Here is a 15,720-nt window from a genome sequence, read left to right on the forward strand (position 1 = left end):
GACGAACCCATGTGGCTTCTGGTTCTCGCGTATCTGGGCGGCGTGCTGACCATTGTCAGCCCGTGCATCCTGCCTGTTCTGCCTTTTGTCTTCGCTCGCACCGGGCAGCCGTTTATGCGCAGTGGCTTGCCGCTGTTAGCGGGGATGGCGGTGACGTTCGCCCTGGTGGCCTCGCTGGCGGCAGTGGGCGGCGGCTGGGTGGTGCAAGTCAATCAATACGGGCGCTGGCTCGCGTTGCTGTGCGTTGCCCTGTTCGGACTCACGCTGTTGCTGCCGCAACTGTCGGAACGCCTGACGCGGCCACTGGTAGCCGCCGGCAGTCGCCTGTCCGAAGCCGCTGGGGCCGACACCAAACCGCGTCCGGGCGCCTCGTTCCTGATCGGCGTGGCCACCGGTTTGCTCTGGGCACCCTGCGCCGGGCCCATCCTCGGGTTGGTACTGACCGGCGCGGCGCTGCAGGGCGCCAGCATCGGCACTACCTTGCTGTTGCTGGCCTACGCCGCCGGTGCTGCGACGTCACTGGCGCTGGCGCTGCTGGTCGGCGGTAAAGTCTTTGGCCTGATGAAAAAGTCGCTCGGCGCCGGCGAATGGTTGCGCCGCGGTCTGGGCGCGCTGATGTTGGCCGGGGTGGCCGCCATCGCGCTGGGCCTGGACACCGGCGTGCTGTCGCGCTTGTCGACAGCCTCCACCGGCGGCCTGGAACAACGCCTGGTGGACACACTCAGCGCCAAGCCCGAACAGAAGAGCGGCGCGATGATGGCTGGCGGAGCCATGATGGCAGCGGCCAACCACAGCGATTCGCTGCCCATCGAAGGCGCGTTGCCGGCGCTGGACGGCGCGGTGCAGTGGCTTAACAGCCCGCCGCTGAGCGCCGAAGCGCTCAAAGGCAAAGTGGTGCTGGTGGATTTCTGGACCTACTCCTGCATCAACTGCCTGCGCAGCTTGCCCTACGTCAAAGCCTGGGCCGCGAAATACCACGACCAGGGCCTGGTGGTGATTGGCGTGCACGCCCCGGAATTCGCCTTTGAACGCGACGTGAGCAACGTCACCAAGGCCATGACGGATCTGGGCATCACCTACCCGGTGGCGATCGACAACAACTATAAAATCTGGCGCGCCTTCAACAACCAGTACTGGCCGGCGCACTACTTTGCCGATGCCAAGGGCCAGATTCGCTATCACCACTTTGGCGAAGGTGATTACGCCGAGTCCGAACGTGTCATTCAGCAACTGCTGCGTGAGGCCGGCGCGACCAACGTCGCCGGTGGCTTGATCGAAGCCGACGCCAAGGGCGTGCAGCAAGCGCCGGACATGAACGAGGTGCAATCGCCGGAAACCTACCTGGGCTTCCAGCGTGCGCAAAACTTCGTGACCACCGGCACCCTGGGCACCGACACAGTGGTGAATTACCCGGCAGCCGGCACCCTGGCGCTGAACAACTGGACCCTGGAAGGCCCATGGAATGTCGGCGGCCAGCAAGCCACCCTCGACCAGGCTGGCGGGCGCATCGTCTACCGCTTCCATGCCCGTGACCTGCACCTGGTGCTGGGCCCGGGTGCCGATGGCAAGCCGGTGCGTTTCAAGGTGACGATTGACGGCCAAGCGCCGGGCGATGCCCACGGCACGGATGTGGCACCGGACGGCAGCGGCACGGTGACCGAGCAACGCCTTTATCAGCTAGTACGCCAGCCCGGCGCCGTTCAGGACCGCATCTTCAGCATCGAATTTCTCGACCCGCACGTGGCGGCATATGCCTTCACCTTCGGCTGACCCATCAATCTTCAAGTGAAAACCCAATCAATGTGGGAGCAGGCAAGCCTGCTCCCACACTCGACCGCGCTCTGGAGTGAGTTTTATGAGGCTTCTCAACATTTTACCCGCACTGGCCTTCGCCACCTTCGTCGGCCAAAGCTCGGCCTTTTCTTTCGGCGCCGCCGATGACGCGGTGATGATCGCGCCGCCCGCGCTCGACCTGCCCGCCGAGTCCGGCAACCTGCAAACCGCGGTGTTTGCCGGTGGCTGTTTCTGGGGCGTCCAAGGGGTGTTCCAGCATGTACAAGGCGTGAAAAACGCGGTGTCCGGCTATGACGGCGGCGCCGCCAACACGGCGCAATACGAGTCGGTCAGCGAGGGCGACACCGGCCACGCCGAGTCGGTGTCGGTGACCTACGATCCGAGCAAGGTCAGCTACGGCAAGCTGCTGCAGATCTACTTCTCGGTGGCTCACAACCCCACCGAGCTCAACCGCCAGGGCCCGGACAGTGGCACCCAGTACCGCTCGGAGATTTTCGCGCAGAATGCCGAGCAGCAAAAAGTCGCCCTGGCCTACATCGCACAGCTCGACGCCGCCAAGGCCTTCGACAAGCCGATCGTGACCAAAGTGGAGATGGGCAAGGCGTTTTACCCGGCCGAGTCCTATCACCAGGACTTCCTCACCGAGAACCCGTCCTACCCCTACATCGTGATCAATGACCTGCCGAAAGTGGCGCAGCTGAAAAAGCTGTTCCCGGACCAATACCGCGCAGAACCCGTACTGGTAAAAAACCAATAACCAGCAACTAACACAAAACCCAATGTGGGAGCGGGCTTGCCCGCGATGGCGTCCGCTCAGTCACCACCCATGCAACTGAACCACCGCCATCGCGGGCAAGCCCGCTCCCACAGTTTTAACCTTTGGTTTTTGCCAGATAAGGCGCCAACCGCCGCCCCATCTCTTCCCCCAACGCCTGCAACCCGCTCAGCGGCCGCACCATCACTTCAAACTCAACGATTTGCCCCAACTCATTAAAACGAATCAGGTCAATTCCCTTGAGTTGCTTGTCGCCCACCCGCGCGCTGAACTCCAGCACCACACTGAGCCCGTCGGCCGTGGCCAGTTCACGGTGGTATTTAAAGTCTTCAAACACCGTGATCACGGTGTTCAGAATCATCGACACCACGGGCGCGCCAGGGTAGGGCGTGTGGGCCATGGGTGAGCGGAAGACGGCATCAGGCGCCAGCAGCTCGGGCAGCGATTGCAGATCGCGCCCGGCCAGCATCGCGTGCCAGCGTTGTAACGTAGCCGCGGCGGCGGGGGTCAGTGTCAGTTCGGACATGCGCGGTACCTGTTCTTGGGATGGGAAGGCCTTTCACCTGCCCAACATAAGAGCGGCACCTGAGCAGGGTCAATCACCCGAACTGACAGTTAAGTGACTGCAACTCACACCACTTCCAGGTACGAGCTATGAATCGCCCGTGCCAGCTCGCGCACCGTGTCGATAAAGTCCGTCAGGCGGCTGTGCAAGCCGTCCTCCAGAATCTCGTCGATCCCGGTATAGCGCAGGCGCGCCTCGAATTCGGCCGCCAGGCGCTGCGCGGTGCGCCCATAACTGCCGGGTAAGTCGGCGAGGATATGGCTCAACTCCTCGATACACGCATGCAGCGAACGCGGCACATCACTGCGCAGCAGCAGCAACTCCGACACCGAGCGCGCATTCAACGCATTCGGGTACAGCTCGGTGTAGGCCTCAAACGACGACAACGCCCGCAGCAGGGCGCTCCACTGGTAGTAGCCGCGCGCCGACAAGTCGCTGACTTCTTCCGACTCCTCGCCAAACATTTCATAGCGCGCGTCCAGCAAGCGCAAGGTGTTGTCCGCGCGCTCGACGAAGGTGCCCAGGCGAATAAACCGGTACGCGTCATTGCGCATGATGGTGCCGGACGTCGCGCCGCGGAACAGGTGCGAACGCTGCTTGACCCAGTCGCAGAAGTGGCTGATGCCGTGCCGCGCCAGGCCTCCGGCGGCGATGCTGCGCATTTCCAGCCAGGTAGCGTTGAGGTTTTCCCACATGTCGGCGGTAATGCGCCCGCGTACCGCGTGGGCGTTGCCCCGGGCGGCACGCAGGCAGTTGTAGATGCTCGCGGGGTTTTCTTCGTCGAGGGCGAAAAAGTGCAGCATGAGCGTCGCGTCCAGTTGTTTGTGACGCTCCAGGTAACTTTCCAGAGTGCCACTGCTGAGCAACGCCATCGCCAGTTCGTCCAGCCCATCGCTGCGCCCGGCCTGGGGCATCAGCGACAGCGAGTAACTGACTTCGAGCATGCGCGCCAGGTTCTCGGCACGCTCCAGGTAACGCGACATCCAGTACAGATCTGCGGCGGTTCTACTCAACATACTCAGCCCTCCACCACCCAGGTGTCCTTGGTTCCGCCGCCTTGCGACGAGTTGACGATCAACGAGCCTTCCTTCAATGCCACGCGGGTCAGGCCGCCGGGCACCAGGCGGGTTTCCTTGCCCGAGAGCACGAACGGGCGCAGGTCGATATGCCGCGGCGCGATGCCGTTTTCGACGAAGGTGGGGCAGGTGGACAGGCTCAGGGTCGGTTGGGCGATGTAGGCGTGGGGGCGTGCCTTGATGCGTTGGCGGAAATCCTCGATTTCGGCGGCGGTGGAGGCCGGGCCGACCAGCATGCCGTAGCCGCCCGAGCCCTGGGTTTCCTTGACCACCAGTTCCGGCAAGTGGGCGAGCACGTGGGACAGTTCATCCGGCTTGCGGCACTGGAAGGTCGGCACGTTTTGCAGGATCGGCTCTTCATCCAGATAAAAGCGGATCATCTCCGGCACGTACGGGTAAACCGACTTGTCATCGGCCACGCCGGTGCCAATCGCATTGGCCAGCACCACATTGCCGGCGCAATAGGCGGCGACCAGCCCCGGCACGCCGAGCATCGAATCGGGGTTGAAGGCCTTGGGGTCGAGGAAGGCGTCGTCGATACGCCGGTAAATCACATCCACCGGCTTGGGCCCGTCGGTGGTGCGCATGAACACCTTGAGGTCGTGCACGAACAGGTCGGCGCCTTCGACCAGTTCCACGCCCATTTCTCGGGCAAGGAAGGCGTGTTCGAAAAAGGCGCTGTTGAAGCGCCCAGGCGTCAATACCACCACGTTGGGGTTGTCGAGGCGGCTGGAGCTTTTCAGGGTCTTGAGCAGCAGGTTGGGGTACTGGTCCACCGGCGCGATGCGCTGCTTGGCGAACACTTCCGGGAACAGGCGCATCATCATCTTGCGGTCTTCGAGCATGTAGCTCACGCCGCTGGGGGTGCGCAGGTTGTCTTCGAGCACGTAATAGGTGCCGTCGCCGTCGCGCACCAGGTCAACCCCGGAAATATGCGAATAGATGTCGCGGTGCAGGTCCAGCCCGACCATCGCCTTCTGATAACCCTCGTTGCCCAGCACCTGCTCGGCGGGAATGATCCCGGCCTTGATGATGCGTTGGTCGTGATAGATGTCGGCCAGGAACATGTTCAGCGCATTGACGCGCTGGATACAGCCGCGTTCGATCACGCTCCATTCAGTGGCGGGGATGCTGCGCGGAATGATATCGAAGGGGATCAGGCGCTCGGTGTCCTGCTCGTCGCCGTAGAGGGTGAAGGTGATGCCGGCGCGGTGGAACAGCAAATCGGCTTCGCGGCGCCTTTGCGCCAGCAGTTCAGGCGGCGTGTTGGCCAGCCAGCGGGAGAAATCCTGATAATGCGCACGGCACACGCCCTGTGCGTCATTCATTTCATCAAAGAAAGATCGAGCCATTCCAGTACCTTGTCAGTGCCCAGGGATGCTTGGGTGGCACTGCCGCTTTAAAAAACGCATTTTTTTATGAGCCCGTGGCTGATCGTGCCAACAGGCCTGGTCCTTACTTTCTTATGGGGTCGGCTCTGGGTCGGGGGGTAACGAATGCTCCTGAATCCGGGCAGATGAATGGATAAAGCAATGCGTGTGCCGGAACTGGGCCTTGTGTCGATTTAATCCTGCGGGAGCCGGCTGATGGTGACAGCGGAGCGCATTGTGGCGAGCGGGCTTGCCCCGCGTTGGGCTGCGCAGCGTCCCCCAGGAAAACGCAGCAGCGCTGCGCACTCAAACGCGGGGCAAGCCCGCTCACTACAAGGGTGCAGGGCATGTTCCACAATGGTGCATGAACAAACTTGAACTTCACTGCTCCCCGATTCTTCTAACGAGACTCGCAACCTTGTGGAGCACCGTCGTGCCCAGAATCATCTCCCCGAACACTCCCGAAGCAGCGCTGGACGATCATAGTGAACACAACGCCAAGATTTTTGGTTCGCCCAAGGACCGCCTTGACTTCTATCGCCGCGAAATCCAGTACGAAACCTCCATCCTGGCCAACCGCACCGACGCCTACCTGACGGCGCAATCGTTCCTGGTTATCGCCTTTGTCTCCGGCATGGGCAACCTGAACCCGGAATGGGGCAAGTTTTTCACCCTGATCGTGCCGGTGTTCCTGGCCTCCCTGGGGGTGCTCAGTTCCCTGAATGCCTGGCCGGGGATCCGCGCCGCGTACGAAATCATCGACCACTGGCACTACAAACAAAGTGAATTGCTGCGCAGCGAGCCGGTAATGGGCTTGGCCTATGACGATTCGCCGCTGTTTTGTGAAACCGAGTCGTCGCACAAGGGCTATCGCAAGTCGCTGCTGTTCTCCATGCGCGCGCCGTGGCTGTTCATGGTGTTCTGGCTATTGCTGGGCGTCTACGCGTTCTACATCCAGATCGACAACCCTGTGTCTTGAGCACGCTGGTTAAATCGTCGGAACTTCATCGTCCTGCGCGGGACCTTACCTTTACGCAGGATGTGTTTTCCGAAACTGCGAAGAGGTGACCCCATGAACACAAGCAATGATCCGCAAGTCAGCAACCGCAACGACCCGGCCATCGATGGTGGAGAGCCGGCCCCCGGCACTGCCGCCGACGCGCCGAAAGACCCAAAACCTGCCAGCGACCCAAAAGCCAAGGAAAACGACTACAGCCCCGACTTCAAGCCTGAGCCCGAAGCCAAGCCTGAGACGGATGCCGATATCGATACCCAAGGCGGTTAGAGGAGACGGTCATGTCAGATCCAGACGACGAAGAACTCAATGACCCGGGCAACGAAGACCCGGGTTCATTGATGGATGATGCAGAAGTGCCGCTGAACGATCTGGATGACGCGGCCGATGTCGGTCATACCGAAAATCAGGACTGAGCTGCAATTTTTTGAGCTTTCACCTTGGCACGTCGTTCATACCAGACCAGCATCGGCTGGGTACTCAGGCCATGAACGACGATGCTCAAGGCGATCACCGACACCGTAAGGTTCACCGCCACCGCACTGCTGGTGCCGATCAACCCGTGGTTGAGCGCATAAAACAGGTAGTAGATGCTGCCGATCCCGCGGATACCGAACCAGCCCATCAAACCGCGCTGCCGATAGTCGATCAGGCTGCCCCAAGGCACCGCCAGCACACTCGCCGGCCGGATCACGCAAAACAACAGCGCCGCTACCGGCAGCGCGCGCCAGTCCCAATGGCTGACCAGAATGATCCCCAGCAACGTCACCAGGAAAACCTCCATCGAGCGCTCCACCAGGCTGCCGAACGACAACATGTCGCCCATCATCACACCGGCGGCGATCTGCGTGTCTTGCAGTTCACTGACATCACCTTGGAGCGCGCGCGCAGGTTCGACTTCCAGATGGCCCACTACCGGCAATGCCAAGTGCTCGGAGGGCGTCTGCGAATTGCCCGTGGACCTGAACTCTGCCTGGCGCAAGCCGAGCCCGGCGGCGAACACCGACAAAAAGCCGTAGCCGCCCACAGCCTCGGCTGCCACGTAGGCCAGGGCGATCAACGCCAGCGTCAGGTAATCGTTGGGTGACAAGGTGCTGTCTTCGTTGGTGATGCGCATCCACAAGGTCACGCGGCCGATGCCTCGGCCCATCCAGTAGCCGATCAGCAACCCGGCCGGTACGGCCCACAGCAGGTTTTTCAGCGCCCAACCGCCCAGCCAGTCACCGTCAAAGCCGCCGTGCTGCATGAATAACAGCGCAAAGATCACAAACGGAAACGCCGTGCCATCGTTCAGGCCGGCCTCGCCCGACAGGCCAAAACGCAGCGCGTCATAGTCCTGCGCATTGTTGACCTGAACCAGGCCGGCCAGTACCGGGTCGGTCGGCGCGAGAATGGCACCGACCAACAGCGAAACGCCCCAGGAAAGGTCGAACAGGTAATGCAGCGCGAGGCCGCTGCCCAGGATAGTCAGCAACATCACCGGGCCAGCCATGCCAAACGCAATGCGCCAGGTGCGATGCCGCAAGGGCAGGCGCAGCTTCAGGCCGCTGACGAACAGCGAAAACAGCACTGCTACTTCGGTTAAGTGCTCCATCCAGCGTGCGGAGGCCTTGATGTCCATCTGCAGCAGGTCCATGCCCAGCGGGCCGATGGCGATGCCCAGCAACAGGCAGACTGCCGAGGTTGTCACCGGCATCCAGCGCAGGTAGGAGGAGGTGAGGGCGAGGGTCAGCAATACCGCGCCGAGTACGGCCAACCAAAGAATAAAAGTCATCGAACGTGCACCGTGGCCGTGGTTTGTAGCCGTTGGAGGACCACGACCCGGTACTGGTTCAAAGTTGTTGGGTCAGGTGTTGATCCACGAATGATCGGCGCCGATGCTGATGTGGAACCGGTAGCGCAGCGGGTAGTGGTGGTGTTTGATTTTTTGTATCTGCTCACGCAGGTGATCCGGTGGCGCAAGCCCTTTGCTGGCGTAGACGCGAAGCACGTCGTTTTCAATGTCGACGATAGGCCCGGACGAGACGAGGCTGCCCTCGACCAGCTTGGACTCTTTGGCTAATCCATCCAAACCCAGGTCGTACAGGTCGGGCCGGTTCGATTTGAGGATGTCATTGAATAGATTCGGGCCAGCGGTCTCGAATATCTTGCGTTCATACGCGGTGAATTCGGGCGTGTAGTGCACCCGGCCATCGGCGGTTTTCGTGGCAGTGGGGCGGTTGGCCGCGAAGTACGCCTTGTTGGCCTTAAAGCGTTGGTTCATCTGCGTGATCATCGCTTCGATGACCGGGTTGCCAGGGCGTGTCGCGAAGTTACTGGTGTTATAGAACGGCGTGTAGTCGGTCAGGCTATGCACGACCGGCGCGCCGAGCAGAACATCGTCAGGGCCGGCGAGCAATGCGTCGGTGCCGATGTTTTTTTGAATGACGTCATCGGTGTCCAGATACACGCCGCCGTGCTTGTTCATGATGGGATAACGCGCAACGTCCGAGGCGGCCGCCAGGTTTTTGCCTTGCCCCTGCCGAAAGTAGTCGTACATTTCGCCGCGCCTGAGCTGCTTGAAGACTTCGTCCTCATGCAGGTTCACCACCTTCACGTCGGGAGCCTTGCTCTGCAGCGTGGTTTTTATGCGTTGAAACACCGCCGGGCTGTCGGCATCGACGTGAAGGATGGAGGTGTAGCCGGGCGCTTGAGTGGCGTTCCTGGCAATGTTGTCGGCCAGGTGCGACGGTATTTCCTGGCCGGCCCAAAAATAGTGCAGCGCCTTGGGCAGCGGTTTCACCTTGTTTGGCACCTTCAGCACCGACGGCGGGGAGACATCTATAAAGGTGTACTGATGCGCGTCGGCTTTTTTAGCTTTGCTGAACTCATCAAGCGTTCCCCGTTGCCACTTGCCCTTGGCACTTCGCCAGAAATACCTCGCGGGCGTGTCATCGATACCCGTGGCGAGCGTGGTCTCTTTCCACGCACCGGCCGAGCTGTCGAAGATGACGCTGTGTTCGGCGCCTTTGTGATTGAGCCTGAACGGCGTGGCTGCATGTTCGACGACTTGGATGTCATCCATCGGGACCACGTAAGTGCTGTCGCCAAACTTCCAGGGCGTGGGTGTGTCATGGGTGCCACCCAGCAGCCGGGCGGACCTGGAGGTGGGTTCCCAGCCGGACGCGCCGAGGTCCCTGATGGCAATCTCTGGCCCCGTGCCATTGGGGTGCCGGATGACTCGCTGGCCGTGCTTCAACCGTGACTCATAGAGTGTTCCGTCAACCCTTACATATTCTTTTTTACTGCGGCCTACGTACACGTTGCCCTGCAAGCCCTTGGCCGATAGCGCGTCGGGGGCTATGTGTCTGGCTTCATAACCGCGCAGGTTGGCATCCAGTGTGCGGGTCTCGCCACTGGCCGCCAGGCGCTTGGGCGTGAAGTCTTTGAGCGGGGGGCCAAAGGGGTATTTTTTCACCGCGTCGTATTGATGCCAGTGACCCTGGAACAACACGGCATGACCTTCGACGGTCTGTTGCCCGACCTTGAACGTGCCGTTTGCCGCCAGGCCCTGTTGCCGTTCGGCGATCTTCACCAGGTCATCGCCGCCGAGGGCGTGCAGGCTGCTGGCGTCGTTTGAGTTGGGGCTGTCGACGACAAAGTTGTCCAGCGCTTTGCCGTACGCCTGCTTCGTGCGCGGATCAAAGGCGTACCAGTTTTGGGTTGCCTCATCGAATGTGGCCAGCGCTGGGGTGCTCTGCGCACGGTGAGAGGCCCTGAAGGTGCCTTGTGCGAGATCGGGCTTTTTCGCCAACTCGAGCAGATTGACACTGCGGTAAGACCCGCGCATGTGCTTGAGGCCTTTATAGGCGGTGCCGGTCCAGCTGCGTACGCCATTGGCGACGCCGCGAGCCAGGTCATCCACCCCGCTCAGGGGGTTGAGCGAGCCGACCGCCGCACGCCCGACGATCTTGAACGTCTGGCCGAGTTTGGAAATGGCCGAAGCGCCGGCCAGGGCGCCTTTCGCGCCCTTGGCCGCAGCCCCCAGGCCCACCGCGAAACCAAAGATATCGAAGGCCAGATCGACGGCACCGTCCTTCACGTTGCCGTCGATGAAATGCTTGATGGCTGACCTGAACGGGATCAGATTCAGCGCTACTTCCTCAACCACCTTATAGGTCGGCACTTCAGTGTCGAAGGTCGTCACGCCTTTGGCGCTGCGGCGCACCGCAGGCAGGTTGATGTCTTCGATCAGCGCATCGGCGATGTACCGGGTTCGGTCACTGGCGAAGCTATCAGGCACGGTCTGCGCACCTTGGCGCTCATCCAACAGCGCCGATGAGTATTCACCCGCAGGCTTTACGGCATCGTAGCGTTTGCCGGGGGACGGATACCAACCGCCGGCCGGTGGGTACTCCTTATAGGTCTGGCCCGGCCGCCGGGTCACCGTGCCCTTGAGGCGGTCGACTTCATAGGTCATGGTCTTGCCATTGCGCTGGGTCTCGACCAGCAGCACTCCTTCTGCAATGCGGCGATCGTCTCGGCTGTATTCAATTTCCTTGCGCACGCTTATTTGGCCGAATTCCAGGTTGTGCCGGTCTTGCAGCGGCAGCCTGGCTATCAAGTGCTTGAGCTGCGCAGCGGTGGTCTTTTTTACGCGGTTGGCGTAGGACGCAAACGCTTGATCAAAAGCATCCTGCGGACGCGACAGGTCTTTAAGCGTTGCCAGAGCGGCGTTGATGTTGATCGCATTCGATGACGCTACCCAAGCCCCCGGCGCGCCATCGGTGGGCAAAGAGACGTTGCCCAACGTCACCGCGCTGACCACAGTGCGACCGGCCCGGCCCCAATCGTCGGACGAGTCGGGAGCGCCGAGCAGGGCTCTGCCGTCGATAAACAGATCCAGCAGCGAGTAAGGCCCCGGAAAGTGCCGGCTGGCGGGCTGCGAGGTGATGCATTTTTCTTCAAACAGGTTCGGGGCCATTGCCGGCAAGGCGAGTTTCAGTTGCGCCAGCGCCAGGGCTTTTGTGGTCGGCATCTCGCCGATCTGCGTCTCGGCGGCCTCTCTCAACTCACTGACCTGGGCACTGAATCGCTGACGCACTTCGGCCATGGCTGCATCGGTGGTCAGGTAGTGCATGCCATTGCCAACGGCCCAGTCCTTGATCGCTTCATGCTGGGCGGCATATTCAATGCGGCGCTCGTCATCGGTCACGGGGGCAATGCTGGCCTCCAGCATGACGCGCGCATAGCTCATCGCCGCTGTTGCCCCTGGCGCTTTTGCCTCGATGCGCGCGACCGCCGTGGCAAAGCTGACCCAGCTGTGGGTGCCCACGGCCACCTGATCGGGGATGTCCTTGACCAAAAGCGCCGGCGCCCGACTGGCAAGCAAAAGTTGAGTCAGCACTGAGGCGGTGGCCGGGGAGGACGCTCGGCCGGTGGTCACCAGGTGGTCTTCCAACTCCCTGATGATGGTAGACGCGGACTTGCCGGCGTTTTCGGCGCAGAACAGCGTGTAACCCTCAATGCTCAGTGGCGTGTCTGGCCGCGCAGTGCCAAACGGATCGGTCACGCTGACACGCTCCACGTTCAATGCCGCCAGCAGCCAATCGGTGGCACTGCCCTTGATCGACCGTGCCTCGAAGCTGGCCTGGATGGCCTCGCCCAGTGCCTTGCCTCTGGGCGTATTGATCAACTCGTCGAGTAAGTGTCGCGGCTGGCTCAGCGTTGAGGGCGTGAGAGGCCTGTTGTCGAGCAGGTACTCCAGGACATTGTTAAACGGGCGCACATCAATGTCGCCCAAGCCGCCTGCGTACAAGCCGGTACTCAACAGTCGCTGGTTACGCTGATCCAGGGGTTGCGGCCAGCTCAGCGCACCGCCAAGGTTCCCGTGCGTCGGAGCAAGGGGCGGTGGCGTGGTGATTGCGTGGGCAAGGTTGTCCATGTCCTCGCGGCAGGTCGGCAGATCCCAGCCGTTATCTTCCAGGAACTGCTTGAGGCTGACCTCGGCCCACGCCTGCGTGTGATCGCTGCGGTAGGTGCTGTCGGTGCCCAGTTGAAGGGTGTTTGCCTGTAACTCATCGGCGATGTCGGCATTTGATCGCGTGCCGTCTTTCAACTGCGCTGACAAGTACCGCAACGACGCTGCGGCCTGATGCTGCGCATGCGTATCGTCGACTACGGATTTCTGGCTTTGCAGGGCACTTTCGCTGCGCGATTCGATCAAGCCCGGAAAGGCAACAGGGTCGAGCCCGGCGAAGCGGCGCTCGCGGCTGAGTGCGTCGGCACGCTGCTTTAGGGCCGTGCCCGAAAGGTGGGGCGGTTCTTGATAAAAATTGCCTACCAGTGCCAAGGGCGCGATGTGCTCGTTTGTAGCGCCCGGCAGGGTGAAGGTCGCATCCGCCTGGCCGGCTGCAATGATACGTGCCGCCTGCAGAACCGGGCCGCTAATGGCGCCCCAGTGTCTGTCGTCGAGCCCCAGCGTCTGCGCGGGATCCAGGTGGCGCTTGAGCGTGAAGCAAATCTGCCCGGACGCCGGGTTGAGGCTGATCGAGTGGCTGTCTATGCCTTTGTCATGGATCCACTGGGCCACATCCGGTGATCGCAAGGCGTTGGCCAGCTGCGCCCACCATTGGCCGAAAGTTGAATGCGGGGGAATGGGCCAGATTTTCTGGTCAGCATCGCGGGCGGCTACGCCGGTTATGCCGCGCAGTGCGGCGCCGTACTGAGCCGCCAGCTCACGATCACCGTGGGCCCGGGTGCCTTCAATGGCTGGCTGAATGGGCGCGCCGGGCTCAGCGGTGAGCCTGGGCGGTGCAACGTTGCTGTCAGGAACCTGCGTTGGCTGCACGTGCGCAGCGTGGGGGGTGGAAATACGCGTCATAAAGTCTGTCACCTGGGCAGGGGAATACGCCACGGCACAGTGGCGTGGCATCCCCTTGTGGCAGTATTGCGTGCAGCGATTCCGGCGCCTGGCGGCGATAATCTTTACCCCTCATTTCAACCTTCGTGCTCAGTTGTCAGGGGTGTCCGTTCGGCTACATCAACGGCTGACACCCCTTACAGGCTCAAGGGCGGCTGCGCGGCACTGTTACTGTTGTGCCCCAGGCGAATCCGTTCGGCATCGGCCAATTTCCTCAGGGCCGACTGCTGGGGCGCTTTCACGACGCCACCGGGCAGAACTTCAACCGCGCTTTCGACCACTCACTGGCCATGGAGCGCCAGGCGAGCAACCTGGCGCAGTGGCAAAAGAGCCTGGTGCAGTCAGCCGCCGACGCCGGCCTGGTGCTGGACCCCTGAAATTGCCTGTACACGCACCCCCATGTGGGAGCGGGCTTTCCCGCGAAGAGGGCGTATCAGCCGACCTATTCAGTGAATGACACTGCGCATTCGCGGGCAAGCCCGCTCCCACAGTTGTATCGCAGCGCGTCAGGTGATTTCGATAGGCCTCACCAACCCACGGACTTGAACAGCTCAGGCACGTGGTCCAGGTGCGGGCTGGCGCAGATATGCGTGTGTTCGTGATGATCGTAGGCGCTGAGCAAGGTATTCCGGTCGACCTGATGATCACCTTTTTCGTCGAGGATTTTATCGATCGCGGCGCGCAGGCCTTCGTCCCACTGGATCAGCGTGCCGTAGCAATCAAAGGTCAACCAGAGTGGGCGAGGGGTGTTCTCAAGGGGCATGCGGCACCTGTACGGAAAGTGAGTGACCCTCGCAGCACAGGAAACGTGGCCGTCAGTTGGAAATCAAATTAGCCTCTGCCACACAGTTGAATAGTCGATATGAAGGTCGCCGCCCTGTTTGATCTCGAACTCGCTGATCAGCGGCGCGGGGCGATTGAGTTCGACACACCGCGGGCTGATCGAGTGTTTGCGCGACGAGATTTCAGATCCGCGGCAGTCGCTCCAGTAGCAGGCGTTCCAGCGTGGCCGCGGGCAATGGCCGGCTGAACAAGTACCCTTGAATCTGATCACAGCCGGCGGCCTTCAAAAACGCCAGCTGATCCTGGGTTTCGACACCTTCGGCGACCACTTGCAGGCTCAGGCTATGGGCCAGTTCAATGATCGTGCGGGTGATGGCCGCGTCTTGCGGGTTGGTGGTGACTTCGCGAATAAACGCGATGTCGATCTTCAACGTGTCGATGGGAAACCGGCGCAGATACGCCAGGCTTGAATAGCCGGTGCCGAAGTCATCGATGGAAATTTTCACGCCCATCGTGCGCAGCCGTTGCAGGCTGGCAATGGTGTGCTGGGTGTTTTCCATCAATGAGCCTTCGGTCAGTTCGACCTCCAGCCAGTGCGGCGCAACCCCATGTTGCCTCAAGGTGCGTTCGATATCGGCAATCAGGTCGCCTTCGATCAACTGATGACCGGAAACGTTGACTGAAACCTCTACGGCGCCAATCAGACCGCGTTGCCACACGGCGATTTGCTGGCAAACCGTGTCAATCACCCAGCGCCCGACCGGCACGATCAGGCCCAGGCTCTCGAGTATCGGCACAAATACCGCCGGTGAAACCGCGCCATAGCCTGGCCGCTCCCAGCGCAGCAAGGCTTCGAGTGCGCATATCTGGCCGCCGGCCAGCTCGACCTTGGGTTGGTAATGCACGCTGAATGCATTGGTTTCGACCGCCAGGCGCAGGGCGTTTTCCAGATCCTGGCGTGCCAGGTCGTGCACGCTCATGCCCGCCGGCTCTCCCGTTTGCTGCTGCAGTTGCTGTTCGAGCATCAGGTTGTGGACTTTCAAATGATCGCCGCGCGCCTTGAGCCGCAGCAGGTTGCGCACCCGCAGCCACAACTCGACACGCTCCACCGGTTTGCTGATGAACTCCTCGGCGCCGGTTTGCAGCCCGGTGACGCGCGCGCTGGGCTCGCTGAGGGCCGACAACATGATGATCGGGATACTCGCCGTGGCTTCGTCGCCCTTCAAGTGGCTGGCCACCTCGTAGCCGTCCATGCCCGGCATCATGATGTCCAGCAGGATCAGGTCGGGCGGTTGCTGCGCCACCAACTGCAGGGCTTCCTCACCGCTGCCGGCACTCAAGGTCTGGTAGCCCTCGTGTTGCAGCAGGGTTTCCAGCAGCTTGCGAACATGGGGTTCATCATCAACGATCAATAGCGTTGCGGGTTGGCTGGCCATGGAGA

General features: G+C 61.5%; 11 protein-coding genes and 2 pseudogenes. 6 read left to right on the top strand and 7 right to left on the bottom strand.

The genetic code is table 11. From position 1 onward, the window contains the following. The first annotated feature begins 9 nt into the window (after window positions 1-9). Window positions 10-1,770: a cytochrome c biogenesis protein DipZ gene (locus tag FPT15_RS10350; protein ID WP_145160587.1), complete on the top strand. Its 1,761-nt coding sequence runs from the start codon at window positions 10-12 to the stop codon at window positions 1,768-1,770. A gap of 85 nt (window positions 1,771-1,855) precedes the next feature. Further along, window positions 1,856-2,551 (top strand): peptide-methionine (S)-S-oxide reductase MsrA, encoded by a 696-nt coding sequence (gene msrA, locus FPT15_RS10355; RefSeq protein ID WP_145160589.1) that lies wholly within the window; start codon window positions 1,856-1,858, stop codon window positions 2,549-2,551. Between the two features lie 115 nt (window positions 2,552-2,666). Here msrA and FPT15_RS10360 read toward each other — a convergent pair whose 3' ends face one another. From FPT15_RS10360 to FPT15_RS10370, 3 genes are all read right to left on the bottom strand, one after another. Continuing rightward, complete coding sequence (locus tag FPT15_RS10360; RefSeq protein WP_145160591.1) at window positions 2,667-3,095, bottom strand: nuclear transport factor 2 family protein; 429 nt, start codon at window positions 3,093-3,095, stop codon at window positions 2,667-2,669. 104 nt (window positions 3,096-3,199) lie between these two features. Further along, on the bottom strand, window positions 3,200-4,150 hold the full coding sequence (locus FPT15_RS10365) for an alpha-E domain-containing protein (RefSeq protein WP_145160593.1): 951 nt from the start codon (window positions 4,148-4,150) through the stop codon (window positions 3,200-3,202). Window positions 4,151-4,152: 2 nt separating this feature from the next. After that, complete coding sequence (locus FPT15_RS10370) at window positions 4,153-5,562, bottom strand: circularly permuted type 2 ATP-grasp protein (protein ID WP_145160595.1); 1,410 nt, start codon at window positions 5,560-5,562, stop codon at window positions 4,153-4,155. A 451-nt stretch (window positions 5,563-6,013) separates the two neighbouring features. Between FPT15_RS10370 and FPT15_RS10375 the strand changes: the two genes are divergently transcribed. The 3 genes from FPT15_RS10375 (at window position 6,014) to FPT15_RS29995 (ending at window position 7,011) form a co-directional block, all read left to right on the top strand. Continuing rightward, window positions 6,014-6,559, top strand: a complete 546-nt coding sequence (locus FPT15_RS10375; RefSeq protein ID WP_145160597.1) for a hypothetical protein — start codon at window positions 6,014-6,016, stop codon at window positions 6,557-6,559. A 93-nt stretch (window positions 6,560-6,652) separates the two neighbouring features. Then, window positions 6,653-6,865 (top strand): hypothetical protein, encoded by a 213-nt coding sequence (locus FPT15_RS10380; RefSeq protein WP_145160599.1) that lies wholly within the window; start codon window positions 6,653-6,655, stop codon window positions 6,863-6,865. Window positions 6,866-6,876: 11 nt separating this feature from the next. Further along, the gene (locus tag FPT15_RS29995; RefSeq protein ID WP_256676416.1) at window positions 6,877-7,011 is read left to right on the top strand and encodes a hypothetical protein; all 135 of its coding nucleotides are present in this window, start codon (window positions 6,877-6,879) and stop codon (window positions 7,009-7,011) included. Here the strand turns inward: FPT15_RS29995 and FPT15_RS10385 are convergent. Next, on the bottom strand, window positions 7,002-8,369 hold the full coding sequence (locus FPT15_RS10385) for a sodium:proton antiporter (protein ID WP_145160601.1): 1,368 nt from the start codon (window positions 8,367-8,369) through the stop codon (window positions 7,002-7,004). The two genes, FPT15_RS29995 and FPT15_RS10385, sit on opposite strands and share 10 nt — an antisense overlap. A gap of 72 nt (window positions 8,370-8,441) precedes the next feature. Beyond that, window positions 8,442-13,457: a glycosyltransferase family 32 protein gene (locus FPT15_RS10390; RefSeq protein WP_145160603.1), complete on the bottom strand. Its 5,016-nt coding sequence runs from the start codon at window positions 13,455-13,457 to the stop codon at window positions 8,442-8,444. Between the two features lie 179 nt (window positions 13,458-13,636). Here FPT15_RS10390 and FPT15_RS10395 point away from each other — a divergent pair. Continuing rightward, window positions 13,637-13,867, top strand: a pseudogene (locus FPT15_RS10395) (succinylglutamate desuccinylase); the annotation flags it as partial. Between the two features lie 197 nt (window positions 13,868-14,064). Here the strand turns inward: FPT15_RS10395 and FPT15_RS10400 are convergent. Both FPT15_RS10400 and FPT15_RS10405 read right to left on the bottom strand, forming a co-directional pair. Continuing rightward, a pseudogene (locus FPT15_RS10400) lies at window positions 14,065-14,259 on the bottom strand (haloacid dehalogenase type II); the annotation flags it as partial. 202 nt (window positions 14,260-14,461) lie between these two features. Then, the gene (locus FPT15_RS10405) at window positions 14,462-15,715 is read right to left on the bottom strand and encodes an EAL domain-containing response regulator (RefSeq protein ID WP_145160605.1); all 1,254 of its coding nucleotides are present in this window, start codon (window positions 15,713-15,715) and stop codon (window positions 14,462-14,464) included. Between the last annotated feature and the right edge of the window lie 5 nt (window positions 15,716-15,720).

Origin of the sequence: Pseudomonas sp. RGB (assembly GCF_007713445.1) — a bacterium.
Lineage (GTDB): Bacteria > Pseudomonadota > Gammaproteobacteria > Pseudomonadales > Pseudomonadaceae > Aquipseudomonas.

Excerpts from the sequence above, each read along its gene's own strand:
- FPT15_RS10350 (WP_145160587.1), top strand. The coding sequence starts at position 10 with ATGTGGCTTCTGGTTCTCGCGTATCTGGGCGGCGTGCTGACCATTGTC.
- msrA (WP_145160589.1), top strand. The coding sequence starts at position 1,856 with ATGAGGCTTCTCAACATTTTACCCGCACTGGCCTTCGCCACCTTCGTC.
- FPT15_RS10360 (WP_145160591.1), bottom strand. The coding sequence starts at position 3,095 with ATGTCCGAACTGACACTGACCCCCGCCGCCGCGGCTACGTTACAACGC.
- FPT15_RS10365 (WP_145160593.1), bottom strand. The coding sequence starts at position 4,150 with ATGTTGAGTAGAACCGCCGCAGATCTGTACTGGATGTCGCGTTACCTG.
- FPT15_RS10370 (WP_145160595.1), bottom strand. The coding sequence starts at position 5,562 with ATGGCTCGATCTTTCTTTGATGAAATGAATGACGCACAGGGCGTGTGC.
- FPT15_RS10380 (WP_145160599.1), top strand. The coding sequence starts at position 6,653 with ATGAACACAAGCAATGATCCGCAAGTCAGCAACCGCAACGACCCGGCC.
- FPT15_RS29995 (WP_256676416.1), top strand. The coding sequence starts at position 6,877 with ATGTCAGATCCAGACGACGAAGAACTCAATGACCCGGGCAACGAAGAC.
- FPT15_RS10385 (WP_145160601.1), bottom strand. The coding sequence starts at position 8,369 with ATGACTTTTATTCTTTGGTTGGCCGTACTCGGCGCGGTATTGCTGACC.
- FPT15_RS10390 (WP_145160603.1), bottom strand. The coding sequence starts at position 13,457 with ATGACGCGTATTTCCACCCCCCACGCTGCGCACGTGCAGCCAACGCAG.
- FPT15_RS10405 (WP_145160605.1), bottom strand. The coding sequence starts at position 15,715 with ATGGCCAGCCAACCCGCAACGCTATTGATCGTTGATGATGAACCCCAT.